The 18,591-nt window shown below is 57.7% G+C and carries 19 protein-coding genes; 13 read left to right on the top strand and 6 right to left on the bottom strand.

The features are described from left to right. Positions 1–6 precede the first annotated feature (6 nt). Genes fliP through fliF form a run of 4 tightly spaced genes read right to left on the bottom strand, consistent with a single transcriptional unit; the run spans position 7 to position 3,260 of the window. Entirely contained in the window at positions 7–768 is a 762-nt protein-coding gene (gene fliP, locus AC13C8_RS08325; RefSeq protein ID WP_091428520.1) for a flagellar type III secretion system pore protein FliP, read from the bottom strand. Next, positions 765–1,055 carry a FliM/FliN family flagellar motor switch protein gene (locus AC13C8_RS08320; RefSeq protein ID WP_482847017.1) on the bottom strand — a complete coding sequence of 97 codons (291 nt, stop codon included), beginning with the start codon at positions 1,053–1,055 and terminating at the stop codon, positions 765–767. The genes fliP and AC13C8_RS08320 overlap by 4 nt, the downstream gene beginning before the upstream one ends. Then, the gene (locus tag AC13C8_RS08315; protein WP_091428513.1) at positions 1,048–1,653 is read right to left on the bottom strand and encodes a FliH/SctL family protein; all 606 of its coding nucleotides are present in this window, start codon (positions 1,651–1,653) and stop codon (positions 1,048–1,050) included. Before AC13C8_RS08315 ends, AC13C8_RS08320 begins: the two co-directional genes overlap by 8 nt. Next, entirely contained in the window at positions 1,650–3,260 is a 1,611-nt protein-coding gene (gene fliF, locus AC13C8_RS08310; protein ID WP_482847016.1) for a flagellar basal-body MS-ring/collar protein FliF, read from the bottom strand. Before fliF ends, AC13C8_RS08315 begins: the two co-directional genes overlap by 4 nt. A 128-nt stretch (positions 3,261–3,388) precedes the next feature. Between fliF and AC13C8_RS08305 the strand changes: the two genes are divergently transcribed. The 10 genes from AC13C8_RS08305 (at position 3,389) to AC13C8_RS08260 (ending at position 13,554) form a co-directional block, all read left to right on the top strand. Continuing rightward, a complete protein-coding gene (locus AC13C8_RS08305; RefSeq protein ID WP_482847015.1) occupies positions 3,389–3,886 on the top strand; it encodes a flagellar basal body-associated FliL family protein in 498 nt (165 codons plus the stop codon). Positions 3,887–3,901: 15 nt separating this feature from the next. After that, positions 3,902–4,321 (top strand): hypothetical protein, encoded by a 420-nt coding sequence (locus AC13C8_RS08300; RefSeq protein WP_091428507.1) that lies wholly within the window; start codon positions 3,902–3,904, stop codon positions 4,319–4,321. Continuing rightward, positions 4,318–4,926, top strand: coding sequence for a MotE family protein (locus AC13C8_RS08295; RefSeq protein ID WP_482847014.1), 609 nt, complete (start codon positions 4,318–4,320; stop codon positions 4,924–4,926). Before AC13C8_RS08300 ends, AC13C8_RS08295 begins: the two co-directional genes overlap by 4 nt. A 75-nt stretch (positions 4,927–5,001) precedes the next feature. Further along, complete coding sequence (gene motA / locus AC13C8_RS08290) at positions 5,002–5,868, top strand: flagellar motor stator protein MotA (RefSeq protein WP_091428505.1); 867 nt, start codon at positions 5,002–5,004, stop codon at positions 5,866–5,868. A gap of 332 nt (positions 5,869–6,200) precedes the next feature. After that, on the top strand, positions 6,201–8,051 hold the full coding sequence (locus AC13C8_RS08285) for a hypothetical protein (protein ID WP_482847013.1): 1,851 nt from the start codon (positions 6,201–6,203) through the stop codon (positions 8,049–8,051). 398 nt (positions 8,052–8,449) lie between these two features. After that, a complete protein-coding gene (flhA, locus tag AC13C8_RS08280) occupies positions 8,450–10,531 on the top strand; it encodes a flagellar biosynthesis protein FlhA (protein WP_482847012.1) in 2,082 nt (693 codons plus the stop codon). Beyond that, complete coding sequence (locus tag AC13C8_RS08275; protein ID WP_091428498.1) at positions 10,528–11,295, top strand: flagellar biosynthetic protein FliR; 768 nt, start codon at positions 10,528–10,530, stop codon at positions 11,293–11,295. Before flhA ends, AC13C8_RS08275 begins: the two co-directional genes overlap by 4 nt. Further along, positions 11,295–12,389: an EscU/YscU/HrcU family type III secretion system export apparatus switch protein gene (locus tag AC13C8_RS08270; RefSeq protein ID WP_482847011.1), complete on the top strand. Its 1,095-nt coding sequence runs from the start codon at positions 11,295–11,297 to the stop codon at positions 12,387–12,389. Before AC13C8_RS08275 ends, AC13C8_RS08270 begins: the two co-directional genes overlap by 1 nt. Further along, entirely contained in the window at positions 12,386–12,814 is a 429-nt protein-coding gene (locus tag AC13C8_RS08265; RefSeq protein WP_482847010.1) for a hypothetical protein, read from the top strand. Before AC13C8_RS08270 ends, AC13C8_RS08265 begins: the two co-directional genes overlap by 4 nt. Before the next feature lie 83 nt (positions 12,815–12,897). Further along, entirely contained in the window at positions 12,898–13,554 is a 657-nt protein-coding gene (locus AC13C8_RS08260; protein ID WP_091428492.1) for a 50S ribosomal protein L25/general stress protein Ctc, read from the top strand. A gap of 54 nt (positions 13,555–13,608) precedes the next feature. Here the strand turns inward: AC13C8_RS08260 and AC13C8_RS08255 are convergent, their stop codons facing one another. Beyond that, positions 13,609–14,304, bottom strand: a complete 696-nt coding sequence (locus AC13C8_RS08255; protein ID WP_482847009.1) for an FkbM family methyltransferase — start codon at positions 14,302–14,304, stop codon at positions 13,609–13,611. A 117-nt stretch (positions 14,305–14,421) separates the two neighbouring features. Between AC13C8_RS08255 and pth the strand changes: the two genes are divergently transcribed. The 3 genes from pth to AC13C8_RS08240 are packed head-to-tail and all read left to right on the top strand — an operon-like array spanning position 14,422 to position 17,333. Further along, positions 14,422–15,126, top strand: a complete 705-nt coding sequence (pth, locus tag AC13C8_RS08250) for an aminoacyl-tRNA hydrolase (protein ID WP_482847008.1) — start codon at positions 14,422–14,424, stop codon at positions 15,124–15,126. Continuing rightward, positions 15,123–16,145, top strand: a complete 1,023-nt coding sequence (locus tag AC13C8_RS08245; protein ID WP_482847007.1) for a DUF2332 domain-containing protein — start codon at positions 15,123–15,125, stop codon at positions 16,143–16,145. Before pth ends, AC13C8_RS08245 begins: the two co-directional genes overlap by 4 nt. A gap of 21 nt (positions 16,146–16,166) precedes the next feature. Then, a complete protein-coding gene (locus tag AC13C8_RS08240) occupies positions 16,167–17,333 on the top strand; it encodes a serine hydrolase domain-containing protein (RefSeq protein WP_482847006.1) in 1,167 nt (388 codons plus the stop codon). Between the two features lie 6 nt (positions 17,334–17,339). On the opposite strand, the gene trpB is transcribed toward AC13C8_RS08240, so the two are convergent. After that, positions 17,340–18,587 (bottom strand): tryptophan synthase subunit beta, encoded by a 1,248-nt coding sequence (gene trpB / locus AC13C8_RS08235; RefSeq protein ID WP_482847005.1) that lies wholly within the window; start codon positions 18,585–18,587, stop codon positions 17,340–17,342. Positions 18,588–18,591 lie beyond the last annotated feature (4 nt).

Below are 18,591 nucleotides of genomic sequence, written 5' to 3'. Positions count from 1 at the left end.
GCGGAGTCAGAAATAGCTTCTGACCAGCGCGCCGGATATCAGCGTCCAACCGTCTGCAACCACAAAGAAGGCCAGCTTGAACGGCAATGATACAATCGCCGGCGGCACCATCATCATACCCATCGACATCAGGATCGCGGCAACCACCAGGTCGATAACTAGAAACGGCAGGAAGACCAGGAACCCGATCTGGAAGGCCCGTTCGATTTCCGACAGTAGAAACGAGGGCACCAACAGAGACAGAGGTGCTTCGTTGCCGACAACAACATCGGCGGTCTGTTCGCGCAGCGCTGCCAGATGGGCAAAAGTCTCGGGGTCAATGCGCGCAGCCATGAAAACACGGAACGGGTCAATCGCGGCCATGAAGGCCGGCTCAAGCTCAAGCGCACCGTCGGAAAAAGGTTTACCGCCCGAAGCCCAGGCTTCGACAAACACCGGCTCCATGATGAAATAGGTCAGAAACAACGCCAGACTGACGATCAACATGTTCGGGGGCGATTGCTGCAATCCAATCGCCTGCCTCAGAATGGACAGGACCGTCACAATAAAGGGAAAGCACGTGACCATGATGGCCAGCCCCGGCACAAGGCTCAGCACAGTCACCAGAACAAACACCTGAATGGTCCGTGTCGCCAGCGACCCTTCATCCCCGAGAGATAGGGTGATGTCCTGTGCCCCAGCCATGCCAGCTGTGCCGATCAGGATCGCCACGATGGCAACCACGACCGCAAGACATCGCCCTGGTTGACCCAACCGGCGAACGGTCATAGGTCGGATTTCAGATCTGCAACTTCGGTCAAACGGACGGCAAGACGTCCTTGCGGGTCTCCGTCCATCTCTTCCAACTCGCCGCGCGCGATCAGTTTGTCACCAACATAAAGCTCAACCGGATCCTCGATCCGTTTGTCAAGCGGCAGCACGGTATCTTGTGTCAGGTGCAGCAGTTCTTTCACCGTGGGCCGTGCGCGGCCAACCGAGATTGTAATCTCAATCGGGACTTGCACGAAGGGATTTGCGGCAGTGCCGGGGTCGGGCGAGGACGGGTGGTCAGCCATGTTCAAAAGCCTTTTCGTTGATGTCATACAGTGCTGTAACCGCGCCCTTGATCCGTGCCAGAGCCGATGTCAGATCAATGCAGCGCTCGGATGATGACGACCGCAGGAACACCTGACCTTCCGGTAACGTGTCATCTTCAAACACCTGCAATGGTGTCGCTGTGACGCGATCCATCAGATGATCCAGAACCTTTCGGCTGCCAGAGGAAACACGCACCTCGATCGGGGTATCCGCCGCTTGCGCCGCCAATGGCATGATTTCATCGTTGATAACCTGGCCCAGTGCGTCCCGCATGACTTCGGGCAGCAGCGTGTCGACAATGGTGCGCAACAGGGGTTCAAGCGAGCCCAAGACGTGACTTCTTGCCTCGTGGAACGTGAATCCCAGGTCTTCCAGGTTGCGGGCGAACTCGGCTTCGATGCGATCCTTGTCGACATTCGCTTCTTTCACTGCGTCGTCCCAACCCGCGCTGTACCCGGCCTCGTATGACGTCAGCCGGATTTTTTCCAGTTCAGCCTCGGCGACAGAACGGATGCCGGGATGTGAAACAGACAGATCGGATTGTTCGAAATCTTCCAAGACAAGAGGCTTGTTCATCGCGCGACCTCTTCATCTTCTTCCATCCAGCCACGCAGGATTTCAACGGTATCGGACTGACGCTCTGCGATCAGATTGCGCAACCTCTCAACTGGATCTGGACCGGTCATTTCCGACAGATCTGCCGGAACGATTTCACCCCTCGCGGGTGTGTCGACCACGGCGGGAAGGGTGGACGCATCGGTTGACCCCGGCGCGGCGGATGGCGGCGGCGCTATGGCTGCAGACGCGCTTGCGGTTGCGGTCTCGGTCGCGATCTCCGCCGGGCGAGAGGCTAGAATCGGGCGCAGCACGAACAGGCCAAGAACCAGCGCGACCACCGCAAGAGCAAAGACCTTGACCAGTGACATTACATCGATGGTCAAACCGGACAGAAGCCCGCTGACAGGTGCACTGCCGACAGTCGGCACGGGTTCGAATTCCAACGACTTGATCGTGATCTGATCGCCACGCGCTTCGTCGAAGCCGACCGCGCCCGCTACAAGTTCGCGCAGGCTGGCAAGCTCATCGGCACTACGGGCGCTCCATACCTCGTTTCCTGCGTCATCTATAGTTCTGATCCCGTCAATCAGCACCGCCACAGTCAACCGCTTGATCGCGCCCGGCGCGGTAATCACCTCACGGGTGGTTTCCGACACTTCGTAGTTGATACGCTCGCGCGTCTCGGAAGTGTTTGACGACGAATTGCCGCTGGCTGCCGCATCCCCATCGGGCAAGTTCGACGCCACGGTTACACCCGCGCCTTCGCTATCCTTGGCCGAGTTCGACGTCTCAAGCGTGTCGGTCGACACGGCGACGCGTGTCTCGGGATCAAATCGGCGCTCTCTCACAGATTCCTGTTCGGTCACGGTTTCCAGATTCAACTCAACCACGGCGTTCCCAAACCCGACGCGTGCTTCTATCAACCGCTCCACGTTCTGCTTCAGGATCAGCGCGCGATCAGAGGCAAGGCTGGGAAGGTCAGTTTTCTCATCCCCTGCTGCGATCAATCCCCCCCGACTGTCGATGACCGAAACCCTTTCCGGCAGCAGCCCGGGCACGGCAGACGCCACAAGAAACTTCAGGGCTTTTGCCTGCCCCCCTGGCAACGCGCCGCTGGCCGTTGTCACCGTCACCGAGGCCGATGGCTCGTTGCGCTGGCGAAACATCTGGGTCGACGTATTTGCAATATGAACTCGAGCATTCTGGATCAGCGGGCTTGCCACGATGGTTCGTGCCAACTCCCCCTCTTTCGCGCGCCAGTAGGCGGCGTCGAACATCTGTGACGTGGTGCCAAACCCGCTCAGACCATCCAGCAGTTCATACCCTTTTCCGCCATTTGCTGGCAGACCTTCGCTGGCCAAGGTCATGCGCAGACTGTCACGCTGCGAGGTGTCGACGAAGATCGACCCGCCGCGGATGTCATAAACAACCCCGCGCGCCTCGAGTGCCTTGACGACTTCTCCCGCAGCACCGCTTTCCAGACCCGCATAAAGCAACGTCATTTGTGTCGAAGTCGCCATGCGGGACAATCCGATCACGGCAACGAACATCGCGAGTGTCGAGGCCACCACGATGATGCGTTTCCGCATATCCAAGCTGACCCATATCGAGGCGATCTGCTGCAAGACGCAACTCCTTTAACCGAGCGGGCTTCTGCCCCCGTCACATTCCGCAGTCTTCCCCGATCGCCCTTAACAATTGGTTAGTGGGAAGCAGCTTATAACGAATCGAACAAAATTCTTTGGATGCCCACATGACCGACGCCGTTCTGACAGCCGATACCGCCGATGAGTCGACAAAAAAGAAGTCCCGGAAACGTGTGTTGATCGGAGTGATTCTGGCGATTGTCCTGGGTGGTGGCGGGTTTTTCGCGACATATTCGGGGATGATTGGCGGTGCAGGGACAAAGGGCGAAACACAGAAGCTTGTGGCTTCCGTAGCCGATTTGCCCACCGTGGCCTTTGTCGAGTTGGAACCGTTGATCATTTCGCTTGGGAGCTCCGGCAAGAGCCGCCACTTGCGGTTTCGTGGGTCGCTGGAAGTTGTGCCGGGGTATGAAGCGGATGTCTCCCATCTTCTACCGCGCGTGATTGACGTACTCAACGCCTACCTTCGGGCGGTTGACATTACGGTGCTGGAAGACCCGGCGGCCCTGATCGAACTTCGCGCGCAAATGCTGCGACGCGTGCAATTGGTCACGGGCGAAGGACGCGTGCGCGACCTTCTGATCCTCGAATTCGTCCTTAATTGATAGGGAGGCATGAGTATGGAAATTCTGGCCGACATCATGCTGGGCATCGGTGCTATCGGTGCCGCCGTCTACTGCATGGTTTTATCACGGCGTTTGCGCCGGTTTAACAACCTGCAAAATGGAATGGGCGGTGCGGTTGCGGTGCTGTCCGCGCAAGTAGACGATATGACCACCATGCTAAACAGCGCGCGAGACGCCGCAGGCGAAAGTGCCGATATTCTGACCGATCTGACGGAGCGGGCCGAGGCGTCGGCACAAAAGTTGGAGTTGATGATGGCAAGTCTGCACGATCTACCCGACAGCGACCACATGCAAGCACCGGAACCGCACAAAACCGACGCGCATCAGCCACACAACTTCCAGCAGAATATGGCTCAGGAAAATGAGCTCGCACCGATGTTCGTGAGCCATCGCATGATGAAAGCGGCGGAATGATGTGGGCACGATCCAAACGTAGCAAATTTCGCCGCCGCGCCACCAGCCGACACATTCTGTTGACGCTGGCACTGCTGCTCGCGACATCGGGACTGGTCCGTTTGGGCGGGTTTGGCATGGCCATCGCGGATGACGTAAACAACCTGCTGCGCGGGACATCGGCCAGTCACGGGGAACCCGCCATCTGCACCACCGAAACGGATATCGAGACGGTTCTGAAAGCGCTTCAAGCCCGCGAACAGACACTTGTCGAAAACGAAACCGCTCTGGACAAGCGATTGAAAATTCTTTCGAACGCTGAAGACACCTTAGACGAAAAATTGCAGGCGCTGGTGACTGCCGAGAAGGCCCTGGCCGCCACAATGGCCGCCGCGAATACGGCAGCTTCTGATGATCTGACCCGCCTGACCACCCTTTACGAAAACATGAAGCCCAAACAAGCCATTCCGTTGTTCGAGACTATGGACCCGGAATTTGCCGCAGGCTTTCTGTCACGTATGAAACCACCCATCGCCGCACAGATATTGGCAGGCCTTGATCCACAATCCGCCTATGCCATCAGCGTTGTGTTTGCTGGTCGCAACTCGGATGCGCCGACAAACTAGAGAGCGGCGGGGGTTTGTTAACTCTTATCTGTGATGAAGACATGACCGCAAAGTAACCAGTTCAAGAGGCACAAGATGATCGGATTTGTTGGTATCGCATTGATCTTCGTGATGGTGTTTGGTGGCTATCTGGCCGCTGGCGGAAAGATGGGGATCATCATGAAATCCTTGCCGTTCGAGTTTACCATGATCGGCGGGGCGGCTGCCGGTGCATTCGTTATCTCGAACGATATGGCGGCAATCAAACACACAATGAAAGACATTGGAAAGGTCTTCAAAGGCCCGAAATGGCAGCCAGGCGATTATCGCGATCTTCTGTGCCTCTTGTTCGAACTGATCCGACAGGCCCGGCAAAACGCCGTCGCCCTTGAAGAACATGTCGAAAATCCGCAGGACAGTGCCATTTTCAGTCGCTACCCGAAGATCCTTGAAGATCGTGAGGCCGTGGATCTTATATGCGACACGCTCCGCTCGGCGACAATGAACTACGATGACCCTCACCAGGTCGAGGAAGTTCTTGAAAAACGGATGGACGCCAATCTGCATCACGCACTGCATTCCAGTCACGCATTGCAAACCGTTGCCGACGGGTTGCCTGCCCTTGGCATTGTCGCGGCCGTTTTGGGGGTCATCAAGACGATGGGGTCAATTGACCAACCACCTGAAATCTTGGGAAAGATGATCGGTGGCGCTCTGGTTGGGACGTTTCTGGGCGTTTTTCTGGCCTACGGTTTGGTCGGGCCGTTTTCGACGAAGGTCAAAACCGTGGTCGAGGAAGACGCCCATTTCTATCAGCTGATCCGCGAGGTGCTGGTCGCCAACTTATACAATCATTCCGTCAATATCTGTATCGAGGTAGGCAGACAGAACACACCCGGGCACCACCGCCCCAGTTTCACCGAACTTGAGGAGGCCTTGAAAGAGGTCAAGCAGGTCGCCTGATGTCCCAACGTCTCATCTTGCTCTCCCTGCTGATTTGTTGGCCGACAATCTTGGCGGCAAAAGACATCAAGGTCAAAGCAGGTGAACACGAGGAATTCTCGCGATTGGTGGTGTACACGAGCCGGTCTGACAGGCCAGCACTGACACGAACCGCAGAAGGCTTTCGGGTTACGTCCGGGAATGATGCGGATCGATTCAGGACCAACAGCGTTTTTGACATGATTCCGCGCGATAGGATCGCCGATCTGACGTCACGTGATGGCGGCGGTTTGGATATCATTGTCAACTGCCCTTGTGATGCGGTCACTCAAACACTGCCAGGTGGGCAGTTTGTGATTGATATTGTCGACGCCCCCGAACGCCAGGAGCCGATTCCCTCGCAGAATGGGCTGTTTGGTCTTGAAAATCCGAAACTAGACAATCAACCCAGCGCACTGCACGCTCGCCGCGGGCTTCCGATTGCCGGAGTGATCGCCGGTGTGTCGGACGGAAGCGAGGCGCTTGAAACGCTCAAACAGCCTGCCCTCGAAGGTGCAGGCGATCCTTCACATTCGGGTCCAGCCCCCGTCAGTCTGCGCCCATTGACCGAAAAATCCCTTCTCGAACAACTGGCTCGGGCCGCATCGCAAGGTCTTTTGGATGCGCCCTTGATCCCGGACCCTCCAGTTTCAGACAAAAGCGAAAGCACGCCACGTGAGACACAACCTCTTGCCGCAGTTGAAACCCCAGCGCTTGAGTTCGAACCTCCGTCAGCCACGGACCATATCAGCATTCAAACTTCGGTCGACCGCGACGCTGATCGATCGACGTCGATTTCGAACGCGCCGGATAACAGCTCGGTTTGTCTCCCGGCTCAATCCTTTACGATCGCCGACTGGGGCGGAAATGATCAAGAAAAGCTGGACTTCGCAACTTATCGGGACAAGCTGACGACCGAACTCGACAGGCTGGATCCTGACATCTTCCGGTCGTTCATACAGCATCAGATTTATTTGACCCTCGGGGCGGAAGCGCAATCCTATCTGAAAAGATATCGGGGTATTCTGACCGATGATGATGACCTGCAATTGATGGCCGAGATCGTCGATACCGGCAGTGCAGCGGGACACGCCCGAATGGCAACACAGCTGACATGCGACGGACCGGTAGCCTTGTGGGCGGTGCTTTCACAGCCTCGCCTGCCCCGAGATCTACCCATCAACACCGCGGCTGTGATTTCCGAGTTTTCGATCCTACCGCGCCATCTTCGGACTCTTCTTGGGCCAATGGCGATGCGAAAATTCCTGGCCATCGGGGACACCGACACGTCAATCGAGATTAATCGCATCACTCAACGCGGCATCGAAACGTCCAACACCGACAATACACTCGCGGAGGCTCAACTGTCGCTGGAAACCGGGCAAAACTCTGAGGCTCGTGATCGGCTGACCGAAATCGTCGAAACGGATGATCAGAACGCCGTCGATGCTATTCTTTTGCTGATCGAAAACCACATTGCAACGCAGACGGGCATTCCAGACCGAACGCTGGAGCTTCTCACCTCATTGGCGCATGAAAACAAGGCGTCGGCCAAGGGTGTCGACCTGGCGATTGCGGAGGTCCGGGGGCTTATCCACAGCGCGCGTTTCGGCGATGTTCAGGCGAAATTGCGCACGTTCGACCGTTTCCCAGACCGCAACAATGACCGCCATCTTCAAATCTTGAATGAGTTCGGCATGGCATTGACCAACTCCGCTGCCGACGGCGTTTTCCTTCGAAATATCATTGGGTCATCCATGTGGGCGGACGCCGATGAAGAGACGCGGATATCGATTGCGGACAGGTTGCTTGGCTTGGGGTTTACAGCGGCGACGAAAGATATACTGACCAACCAGCCCACCCCGCCGGGGCGCGAGGCCCGCGTGCTGATCGCCAAGGCTGCCCTAAGCGATGGGCAGGCCAAAGTCGCGCTTGGTTATCTGATTGGACTGAATGACGCCGAATCGCAAAAGCTTCGCGAAACCGCGCAGCTGGCAACCGACCAGAAGGCCGCGCGCGGCGTCCCTACGGATCGTCTTTCGCATAGCTTTGTAGATGACCCTGATGCAGAAATCTCTCTTGAAGCCTATGAAACCATGATCCAAGACAGCAAGACAATCCGCGCGCGCATCGAAGAAGCCTTGCAGCGCGCGCCAACATCATAAGTGGAGCCGTGGTTACTGCTTGTTAAGCATGGCTGAGTAGTTTGAGTGGCAGACAGAAGCAGGACCTGCATCTCAATGCCTAAATCAAATCCGAACGACACCTATCCGCACCGGACCCTGGGCGGCATCGCAGGGAAGCAGTCTGCAATCAGAATGCAGGTGGATCGACGGTACGTCAGGTCCCGTGACCCGCTGGACGGGTTCGTTCACGGGGTGACACCGGATCGTCTTCCGGTCGACCCAGATTGTCTGCGCGGGCTCGTTTTCCCGCCCAACCAAGCTCTTTCCCTTGATTGCAAAGTTCTCGCCCAATCCGCACCACATCACAATACTGATAACTTGACCCGCGTCTCTGAACTGGTCTGCCGGTCTGCCTGTGTCACCGGGAAGCCCCGCCCATGCTGACTATCAAAGACATCTTCCGCCCCACCATCCTGCTGGCTCTGGTCTTGATGGCGATCATTGTCATGATGATCCTGCCGATGCCGGCCTGGGTGTTGGATGTCGGGCTTGCTGCATCATTTGCACTGGCGATTCTGATGTTTACGGTCACATTGTTTATCGAAAGACCACTGGATTTCTCGGCCTTCCCCACGGTGTTGCTGGCATCGCTGATGCTGCGTCTGTCGCTGAACGTCTCGTCTACCAAACTGATCATTGGACAGGGCCACACCGGTACGTCGGCGGCGGGCAGCGTGATCGAGGGGTTCGCCAGCTTCGTCATGGGTGGCAGCATCCTGCTTGGCCTCGTGGTATTCTGCGTTCTGTTGATCGTCAACTTCATCGTCATCACCAAAGGCGCGGCGCGAATGGCAGAAGTGGGCGCGCGGTTTGCGTTGGACGGGATGCCAGGCAAGCAGTTGGCAATCGACAGTGACATGTCCGCGGGCGCCATCGACCACGCTGAAGCCAAATCGCGGCGCGAAAAAGAGCAGGCAGAAACCACCTTCTTTGGCTCTTTGGATGGTGCCTCGAAATTCGTGAAAGGCGATGCGGTGGCAGGTCTATTGATCACATTCCTGAATCTGGTCATGGGCTTGGTGATCGGCGTGGTGGTTCACGACATGGAGGTCGCACACGCATTTCAGACCTATGCCATCCTGACCGTCGGCGACGGGTTGGTGACGCAAATCCCGGCTGTGATCATATCAATTGCCTCGGCGCTGCTGCTGGCGCGCGGTGGAACCTCCGGCTCAACAGACTTGGCCCTGTTTTCACAACTTGGGCGATATCCGTCTGCGCTTGTCACTGTGGCAGTTCTGATGGCGCTGTTCGGTCTGGTTCCCGGGCTGCCCTTCTTGCCGTTCATTCTGGGTGCGTCCGCATTGGGGGCAGCCGGTTGGAAGGGGCACCAAATACAGCTTGCGGAAGCGCAAAAAGCGACCTCTAACCTTGTTGACAACGACGTGGCCACCCCGGTTGAAAGCCTGGGAGACATTCTTGATCTGGATGATATCCACGTTGAATTTGCGCCTGACCTTGTGTCGATGGTCTTGGATCCCGCCACCGGTCTGGACGCCCGAATTGCCAGCATTCGAAATCACATTGCCAGTTCATTCGGGCTGATCTTGCCGGAAATCCGGCTGACGGATAACAGCGCACTTCCCGCTGGCACCTATGCGATCAGGATTCAGGGGGTCGAGCAGGCGCGCAATATCTTGCAAGCGCATCGCGCGCTGGTCATATTGTCCGGCCCAGACGACAACCTGCCCGACGGCGACGACGTGAAAGAGCCGGTTTACGGCGCGCCCGCTCGTTGGATCAGCACTGACCGACAGGAAGAAGCCGCATTGTCAGGCTGCGCCGTCATTGCACCAACCGAAGTTCTTGCGACCCATTTACTTGAGGTGATGAAACGCAACTTCCCGCGGCTGCTCGGGTTCAAGGCGTTGCGCCGGCTGCTGGACGAATTCGTGAACCTGTCCGACGCAACCCGGGCCGAGGCCAATCGCCGTCTGCTGGACGAACTGGTGCCGGAAAAAGTACCGCTAGACCTGCTTCACACCGTCCTGCGGTTATTGCTGGAAGAGCGTGTTTCGATCCGGAACCTGCCCCTGATCATCGAAACCATTGCCGAAGCACGTCCTGTCTATGGCTCGCCAGACAGCATTTGTGAGCATGTTCGCCAGCGCTTGGGGTTTCAACTGATCGCGGAATTGAAACGTGACGACGGAACCGTGCCGCTTGTTCAACTTGCACCAGAATGGGAGGCTATGTTTCAATCCCATCAGCTTGACAGCGATGCTGGCAGCGATGTCGCATTGCCGCCAGAAGAATTTAACCGGCTTGCAAATTCCGTGGCCGACAAGATCGCGCGGGCTGGCGAGAACGGCATATACCCTGCCGTCGTGACCTCGTCCCGGCGACGACGGTTCTTGAAAACAGTGCTGTCTGCCAAAGGTATCGCAAACCCCGTTCTGTCATTCGAAGAAATCGGTACCGAAGCCAAACCGTCGCTGGTTGGGATGATCCCCGCATGATCGCGGCACTGGATCAAATCGCGACCTTGGCGCCACTGCTTTTGCAACAGGGCCTGGTGGTTTTTCTCAGGGTCGGGGCGGCGATGGCCGTCCTGCCCGCGTTTGGCGAAAAATCCGTTCCGGCGCGGGTGCGTCTGTTTCTGTCGCTCGCCTTTACGATGATCGTCGCGCCCGGTGTCATGGCGGACATCGGAACCACGCCGCCGCTTCAGCCGCTTGTTTATATATCGGAACCGGTGATCGGGTTGGGGTTCGGCATTGCGATCCGTCTGATGATCATGGCGCTTCAAGTCGCGGGCAGCATCGCAGCACAATCGACATCGCTGGCGCAATTAATCGGGGGCGCGAATGCCGATCCGCAACCTGCGATCGGGCATGTTCTGGTTGTGGCAGGGCTGGCACTGGCCGTGATGCTCGGCCTGCATGTCAAGCTGGCGACGGGCCTGATCCTGACCTATCGCGTCTTTCCGATCGGTCAGTTTCCCGATACACAGGCGTTCGCTGACTGGGGAATTGTGCAGATCGCGCGGGCATTCTCACTGGCTTTTACCCTCGCTGCGCCCTTCGTCATCGCGTCATTGCTCTATAATGTGGCGCTTGGCGTCATCAACCGGGCGATGCCTCAGTTGATGGTGGCCTTTGTTGGCGCCCCTGCGATCACGGCAGGCGGATTGATCCTGTTGTTGCTGACCGCACCCCTGTTGTTGCCCGTCTGGCAAGCGGCGCTTGAAACAATACTTGCTAACCCGTTCGGAGGTCGGTGATGTCCGGGACGGATGATGACGACAGCAAACAGCACGAACCAACGCAGAAGAAACTGGACGATGCTCGCAAGCGTGGCGAGGTGGCGCGATCCGCCGAGTTGAACACAGCCACGTCATATCTTGCCATATTGCTGGTCGCGACATCACTGGGGGCGACAAGCCTGAAGGATATTGGCGAATTATTGGCTGGAATTCTTGCTCGGCCAGACCAGATCGCGGACGAGGTCTTTCGCGGTGGCGCACCGTTTTCCGCATCTCTTTTGGTGGGGCTGGGCAAACATCTTGCGCCGTGGTTTCTGGCCCCGGCAACAGCAGTTCTTTTGCTCGCCATCGCGACGCGAACCTTTATCGTTTCACCGGAAAAGCTCCAACCGAAACTGAATCGTCTATCGCTTTTGTCGAACGCCAAGAACAAATTCGGACGATCCGGCCTGTTTGAGTTTGCCAAAAGTTTTGTGAAACTGACGATCTATGCGCTGATGCTGGGTATGTTCATCTGGGTGAAGCTGCCCGAAATTCTGTCCACCATGTCACTGAGTGCAGGAATGACGACGGTCGTCCTGCTTGATCTGAGTGTCGAGTTTTTCGCGCTTGTACTTGTGATCGCCCTGGTCATCGGTGGCATCGACTATTTCTGGCAACATAAGGAGCATCTGCGCAAGAACCGCATGTCCCATAAGGATCTGATGGACGAGATCAAGCAGAACGAGGGCGACCCCCACATGAAGGGGCAGCGACGACAGAAAGGCTATGCCATTGCCATGAACCAGATGCTTGCCGACGTGCCTGACGCTGACGTGGTTGTCGTAAACCCCACTCATTACGCCGTGGCCCTGAAATGGTCGCGGATGCCCGGTGCCGCCCCGATCTGCATTGCGAAGGGCGTTGACGAGATTGCCGCGCGGATCCGCGAGACGGCAAGTGAAAACGGCGTGCCGATCCACAGTGACCCGCCAACGGCGCGGGCGCTTTATGCCACGGTCGACATTGGTGACGAAGTTCCACCCGATCACTACAAGGCCGTCGCCGCCGCGATCCGTTTCGCCGAGAAGATGCGCAGTCGTGCGCGCGACATGTTCGGGGCTACTAAATGACTGACCAACTGACGCAATTGGCGGTTCTGGCCGCCCTGCAACATGACGCGGCGATGGCCGCGCTTGCACGCCAGAACCGTGACATTGAGGATCTGGAAAGTTGCATTTCAGACCTGCGCGGTCGGCTTTATGCCGCGCCTGCATCCGGGTCGGATGACGCCCTGCCGCTCTCATTGGCCAGCGGGCATTACGGCACCTGGCAACGCTGGGTCGAACGGGAGCTGACGAAGCTCAATTCCGACCTTGCACGCGCGCGGGCAGAACGTGATACCTTTGTCCGCAATGCGCGTCAGGCCTTCGGGCGGAAATCTGCAACCGATGCATTGGTCTGCCGGGCAAAGCAGGCGAAGCGGACACAGGCCCGGAACCGGCACGAGCAGTCCATTTCACAAGACCCGCCGGGCAAGAATCCTCTTTTCTTTTGACGGCCATCAGTCTATAGGCACGGCTTCAACCGCGGGACTTACACCCTTGGAGGAATCCCGCATCAACAAACTGGAGAATTTCCATGGCAAAACAGATTCCTGATCTAGTAGCCACGGTACGGACGGGGACAGGCAAGGGGGCCGCTCGTCAAGCTCGCCGCGAAGGCTTCGTACCCGGTATCGTGTATGGTGGTGGTGAAGACCCGCTACCGATTAACATCCCTTTCAACGAGCTGCTGAAAAAGCTGCGCGCTGGTCGGTTCCTTTCGACCCTTTGGAACCTGAAGGTCGAGGGCGAAGATGACTTTCGTGTCATCTGCCGGAACGTTCAGCGTGACGTTGTGAAAGACCTGCCGACCCATCTTGACCTGATGCGCCTGCACCGCAACACGCGGATCAGCCTGTTCATTCACGTTGAGTTCACCAACGAAGAAGAAGCCCCCGGCCTGAAAAAAGGCGGCGTTCTGACCGTTGTGCGCCCAGAAGTCGAACTGAACGTCATGGCGGGTGAGATCCCCGAGCAGATCGTTGTTGACCTGACCGGCCGCGAAGTGGGCGACGTCATCCACATCTCGGACGTGGACCTGCCGAAAGGCGCGAAAGTCACCGTCGACCGTGACTTCGTGATTGCCAACATCTCGGCCCCAAGTTCACTGCGCTCGGCAGATGACGAAGCGGAAGAGACCGAAGAGGTCGCAGCCGACGAAGTCGAAGCAACCGAAATGAAGTCGGAAGAGTAAATCAGTCCAGCCGGACGACAGTTAAGCGGGTCCTGCGGGGCCCGCTTTTTTGCTTCAGCATCCCATACCCTTACCCGGCAAGCGCTGAAACACGACCAGATTGCCCCGCGACCCCCACGGCATATAGGCAAAGCCGGCTTTCGACATGCCATCGAAAATCTCTTGGATGCCAGCGGGTGGATAAGTTTGTGGATGGATTTCCATGATCACCAACTGCACCATGAGCGGCCAGTCCTGGCGTGCCAGGTCCCGCTCCGCCCCTTCCACATCCATGATCACCAGATTTGGTTCGAACGCGTGCAGCAGATCGCTTAGTCTGAGGGCGGGCACCTGAATCCGTTGCGCCGCCCCTTTTCGCGGACCCACTGCAATGGCCGAGGACCAGAAGGCTGGCTTGACGTCGAATTCGACACTTCCTCCTGAAAAGTCGTCAGGCACCACAGCCCCATGCAAAACACGAACGGCTTCAGCGTGGTTCAGCACAAGGTTTCGGCCGATGGCTTGCACCATCTCGGCACTGGCTTCTACCGTCGCGACATTTCCTGCCCCAGCAATACGCGCGGCCTGAATGGCGATATAGCCAGCCCCACCTCCCAAATCGAGCACCCGATCACCCTTCTTCAGGTGTCGTTTCAGCCCGTTGACCTCTTTCCATTCGTAATGTTCATTCTGCAACTGCTGTTTAAGATTGTCGTTCAGACAATGGAGCGGAATATCAAGGTCAATTCCATCTATCGAATACCGGGGCAAAGGGGTCTCCGATCGCGATACGCAGGGGTGATTGCAACCCGTGTGGGTGATCTTTAGTTTAACAGTGCCACACCATGTCCGGTGCGCGGGTAGAAAGTCCAGCAGGAAAGGTCGAAGATGAAAATGTTTGTGGGGCTTGGCAATCCGGGCCCAAAATACGCGGGCAACCGCCACAATATCGGCTTCATGGCGCTGGACAGCATTGCGCAGGACCATGGGTTTGCCCCTTGGCGCGGCAAGTTTCAAGGCGCACTTTCCGAGGGGCAACTGGGCCACGAGAAAGTGCTGCTGTTGAAGCCCGAGACCTTCATGAACCTGTCCGGCCAATCGGTGGGCGAGGCGATGCGGTTTTACAAGCTGACACCGAATGACATCGTCGTTTTCCATGACGAGCTTGATCTGGCCCCCGGCAAAGTGCGCGTCAAACAGGGTGGCGGCCATGCGGGACACAACGGCCTGCGCTCACTACACGCTCATATCGGGCCAGACTATACCCGCGTGCGGATGGGCATTGGGCATCCGGGCAACAAGAACGCGGTTTCCTCTTATGTTCTGCGCGATTTCGCCAAGGCGGATGAAGGTTGGCTGGATGATGTGCTGCGCGGCTGTGCCGACGGGGCTCCCGACCTTGCAGAAGGGGACAGCGGCAAGTTCATGAACGCCGTCGGGCGGCGGGTCAATCCGCCGCGCTCGTCCACTTCGCAACCGAAACCTGACACCAAATCCACCCCCGCACCAGCATCGCCATCCAAACCAGATGCGAATGCTGAACCCAAGGAAACCCGCAGCCCGCTTCAACGGTTGATGGATAAGTCTTCATGAGTTTACGCGACGCTTTGCGTCATCAGGCGGGCAGCAACAGGCATCTTGGTTCACCCTTCACCGCGCGCGTGCTGGACCTGCTTGCCGAGAGGATTCAGCCCGGCACGCCGCTGACAGATCGCATGTTCAACTGGCCCGGTGAAATCGGTCCTCGAGGGCATTCGGTGCCTTTACGCCTGCTGGCCGGGCTGCACGCCTTGGTGCTGACCGGAGCCTGCCCTGCGTTGAAAGCTAAGTACCCGCCGAACCCCGCGCCCGCGGACGCCAGCCTTTGGGCCGCGATCCAGGGGGCGCTGAACGATCACACCGCGCTTCTGGACCAATGGCTCGACAATCCTCCGCAAACCAACGAAGTGCGCCGCGCGGCCGTTCTGATCGCCGCGGGACATTGGCTGGCCGCACGCTATGACCTGCCGATCCGTATGTATGAACTGGGCGCGAGCGCCGGACTGAACCTGATGTGGGATCGGTTTGCACTGGTCCTGCCGGATGGACAGATTGGCCCGCCCGACCCCGTTATCACCCTAACACCCGACTGGCGGGGCGATCTGCCGACAGGCAAGGTTCCGACTATCATCGACCGGCGCGGCGTGGACCTGATGCCGATGAATGCGCACGAGCCGGACGATGCCCTGCGCCTGATCTCGTATCTTTGGTCCGATCAGCCCGAACGTCTGTTGCACACCCGCGCTGTGATGGATGTGCTTGAGGCTCGGGTGGACGCAGGCGACGCTGCCGACTGGCTTGAGGATCAGTTAATAACTGTCACCCCTGATCACCTCACGCTCGTCTACCACACCATTGCCTGGCAATATTTCCCGCCGCAGACGCAATCGCGTTGCCAAGCAGCCATTGAAACCGCGGCTCAACACGGCCCGGTCGCACATCTTGCCATGGAAGCCGACGACCAGCTTGGCAAAGGCGCAGCTCTTCACCTGACGCTTTGGCCCGAGGGTCACACGTTGACGCTTGGTCGTGTCGATTTCCATGGACGTTGGGTCGATTGGGCGGCACCCTGACCAAAAAAATCGTGGAGTCACATGCGCACCGTCTTGAAACGTCTGTTGCAGGCTTTGTTGGTCATCGTTGTGCTGATCGGTGCTGCGGCGATTTGGAAACGGGATGGGATCAACAGGCTTATCGCTGTAAATTCCTTGTTTTCAGAAGACAAAATCGTTCACAACTTTTCAAACATGGATCAGGCGTTTCTGACCAGAACGATGTCGCGCGGCGGCACAGAACCTGCCGCGTTGCCCCAGGGCACACCGTTGACACTGCCTGACGGGGCCGAGGATTGGATAGCAGAACGGTCTGTGACGGCGCTGGTTGTGTTGAAAAACGGCGCGGTGCGGCACGAAAGCTATCACCTTGGCACAGGCCCGGAAGACCGCCGCATAAGCTGGTCGGTTGCCAAAAGTTTTCTGTCCGCGCTGACAGGGATCGTGGTGGAGCAAGGGGCGATTGGCTCACTGGATGATCCGGTTGAACTTTACGCACCAGAACTGAAAGGCAGCGCATATGAAGGCGCAACGATCCGCAATGTGTTGAACATGTCGTCGGGTGTCGTCTTCAACGAGGATTATCTGGACTTCAATTCCGACATCAACCGAATGGGCCGTGTGTTGGCGCTGGGGCAGTCGATGGATGACTTTGTCGCAAGCCTGACCGAAACCTTCGCGCCACCGGGCGAGACCTGGCAATATGTTTCGATCGACACGCATGTAATCGGCATGGTGATCCGGGGCGCCAGCGGTCAGTCCATCCCCGAGTTGCTGGAACGCCATGTCATTCAGAAAATGGGCTTCGAAGCCGACCCTTATTACGTTACCGACGGCTATGGCGTGGCCTTCGTGCTGGGCGGTCTGAACCTGCGCACGCGTGACTATGCCCGCTTCGGGCAGATGTTCTTGCAGGACGGACATTGGAACGGGCAACAGATCGTGCCGGCAGATTGGATTGCGGCCTCGACCGTTCCCTCTGCCCCGACGCCGACGGACGAACAGCGGTATGGGTTTCAGTGGTGGATCGCCCCCAACGCGCCTGACGGCGAGTATTTCGCGCGCGGGATATATGGCCAGTATATCTTCATCGACACATCGCGCGATGTTGTGATTGCACTGAACAGCGCCGACCGCAAGTTTCGCGAAGAGGGCGTCAACGACGCCAACATCGCCATGTTTCGGACGATTGCCGCTGCGTTGGATTGACCCGGATCAGTCGGCGTCGCGACCTTCCGTGTCGGACATGTCGAACCCCAGATATTTGGCGACGGTATAGATATCCTTGTCGCCCCGGCCGCACATGTTCATGCAGATGATGTGATCCTTGGGCAGATCTGGCGCAATCTTCATCACATGTGCCAGCGCGTGACAGGGCTCCAGCGCAGGGATAATCCCTTCGGTCTGACAGCACAGTTCAAACGCATCCAGCGCCTCTTTATCCGTGATCGCCACATATTCGGCGCGTCCGATCTCGTGCAACCAGCTGTGTTCCGGCCCGATGCCGGGATAGTCCAGCCCTGCCGAGATCGAATAGCCGTCCAGGATTTGCCCGTCTTCGTCTTGTAACAGGAAAGTGCGGTTGCCGTGCAGAACGCCGGGGCGTCCACCGGTCAGGGACGCGCAATGCTCCATCTTGTCATTCACACCCTTGCCGCCTGCCTCGACGCCGATGATCCGCACGCTGTCATCGTCCAGGAATGGATAGAACAGACCAATGGCATTCGACCCACCGCCAATGGCCGCGATCAACGTATCAGGCAGCCGACCTTCGGCAGCCTGCATCTGTTCCTTGGCTTCCTTGCCGATGATCGACTGGAAGTCGCGCACCATAGCGGGATAGGGGTGTGGCCCAGCCGCCGTGCCGATGCAATAAAATGTGTCGGCCACGTTTGTCACCCAGTCACGCAGCGCATCATTCATCGCGTCCTTCAGCGTGCCACGACCCGAACTGACGGGAATAACTTCGGCCCCCAGAAGGCGCATACGAAACACATTGGGGGCCTGACGCTGCACGTCGTGGGCACCCATGTAAACGATACATTTCAGACCGAATTTGGCACAGACCGTGGCCGTGGCCACGCCGTGTTGCCCGGCCCCGGTTTCAGCAATGATACGGGTCTTGCCCATGCGGCGGGCCAACAGGATTTGCCCCAGCACATTGTTGATCTTGTGCGCGCCGGTGTGGTTCAACTCATCCCGTTTCAGATAGACCTTTGCGCCACCCAGGTGCTTGGTCAGACCTTCAGCAAAATAAAGCGGGCTGGGGCGGCCCACGTAATGGGTCCACAAGTGCTGCATCTCGGCCCAGAAACTGTCATCCGTCTTGGCGTTTTCATATTCTGCCTCAAGATCAAGGATCAGGGGCATCAACGTCTCGGACACGAAGCGCCCGCCGAAATCGCCGAACCGGCCCTTTTCATCGGGGCCGTTCATGAAACTGTTGAATAGATCGTTGGCCATGGGC

The sequence above is a fragment of the Aliiroseovarius sp. B-4 genome, from assembly GCF_056857795.1.
Note: the sequence above shows the minus strand (reverse complement) of the source record. Positions and strands in the feature narration are given on the sequence as shown.

Coding starts and splice junctions, on each gene's coding strand:
- fliP (WP_091428520.1), bottom strand. CDS start 768: ATGACCGTTCGCCGGTTGGGTCAACCAGGGCGATGTCTTGCGGTCGTG.
- AC13C8_RS08320 (WP_482847017.1), bottom strand. CDS start 1,055: ATGGCTGACCACCCGTCCTCGCCCGACCCCGGCACTGCCGCAAATCCC.
- AC13C8_RS08315 (WP_091428513.1), bottom strand. CDS start 1,653: ATGAACAAGCCTCTTGTCTTGGAAGATTTCGAACAATCCGATCTGTCT.
- AC13C8_RS08305 (WP_482847015.1), top strand. CDS start 3,389: ATGACCGACGCCGTTCTGACAGCCGATACCGCCGATGAGTCGACAAAA.
- AC13C8_RS08300 (WP_091428507.1), top strand. CDS start 3,902: ATGGAAATTCTGGCCGACATCATGCTGGGCATCGGTGCTATCGGTGCC.
- AC13C8_RS08295 (WP_482847014.1), top strand. CDS start 4,318: ATGATGTGGGCACGATCCAAACGTAGCAAATTTCGCCGCCGCGCCACC.
- motA (WP_091428505.1), top strand. CDS start 5,002: ATGATCGGATTTGTTGGTATCGCATTGATCTTCGTGATGGTGTTTGGT.
- flhA (WP_482847012.1), top strand. CDS start 8,450: ATGCTGACTATCAAAGACATCTTCCGCCCCACCATCCTGCTGGCTCTG.
- AC13C8_RS08275 (WP_091428498.1), top strand. CDS start 10,528: ATGATCGCGGCACTGGATCAAATCGCGACCTTGGCGCCACTGCTTTTG.
- AC13C8_RS08270 (WP_482847011.1), top strand. CDS start 11,295: ATGTCCGGGACGGATGATGACGACAGCAAACAGCACGAACCAACGCAG.
- AC13C8_RS08265 (WP_482847010.1), top strand. CDS start 12,386: ATGACTGACCAACTGACGCAATTGGCGGTTCTGGCCGCCCTGCAACAT.
- AC13C8_RS08260 (WP_091428492.1), top strand. CDS start 12,898: ATGGCAAAACAGATTCCTGATCTAGTAGCCACGGTACGGACGGGGACA.
- pth (WP_482847008.1), top strand. CDS start 14,422: ATGAAAATGTTTGTGGGGCTTGGCAATCCGGGCCCAAAATACGCGGGC.
- AC13C8_RS08245 (WP_482847007.1), top strand. CDS start 15,123: ATGAGTTTACGCGACGCTTTGCGTCATCAGGCGGGCAGCAACAGGCAT.
- AC13C8_RS08240 (WP_482847006.1), top strand. CDS start 16,167: ATGCGCACCGTCTTGAAACGTCTGTTGCAGGCTTTGTTGGTCATCGTT.
- trpB (WP_482847005.1), bottom strand. CDS start 18,587: ATGGCCAACGATCTATTCAACAGTTTCATGAACGGCCCCGATGAAAAG.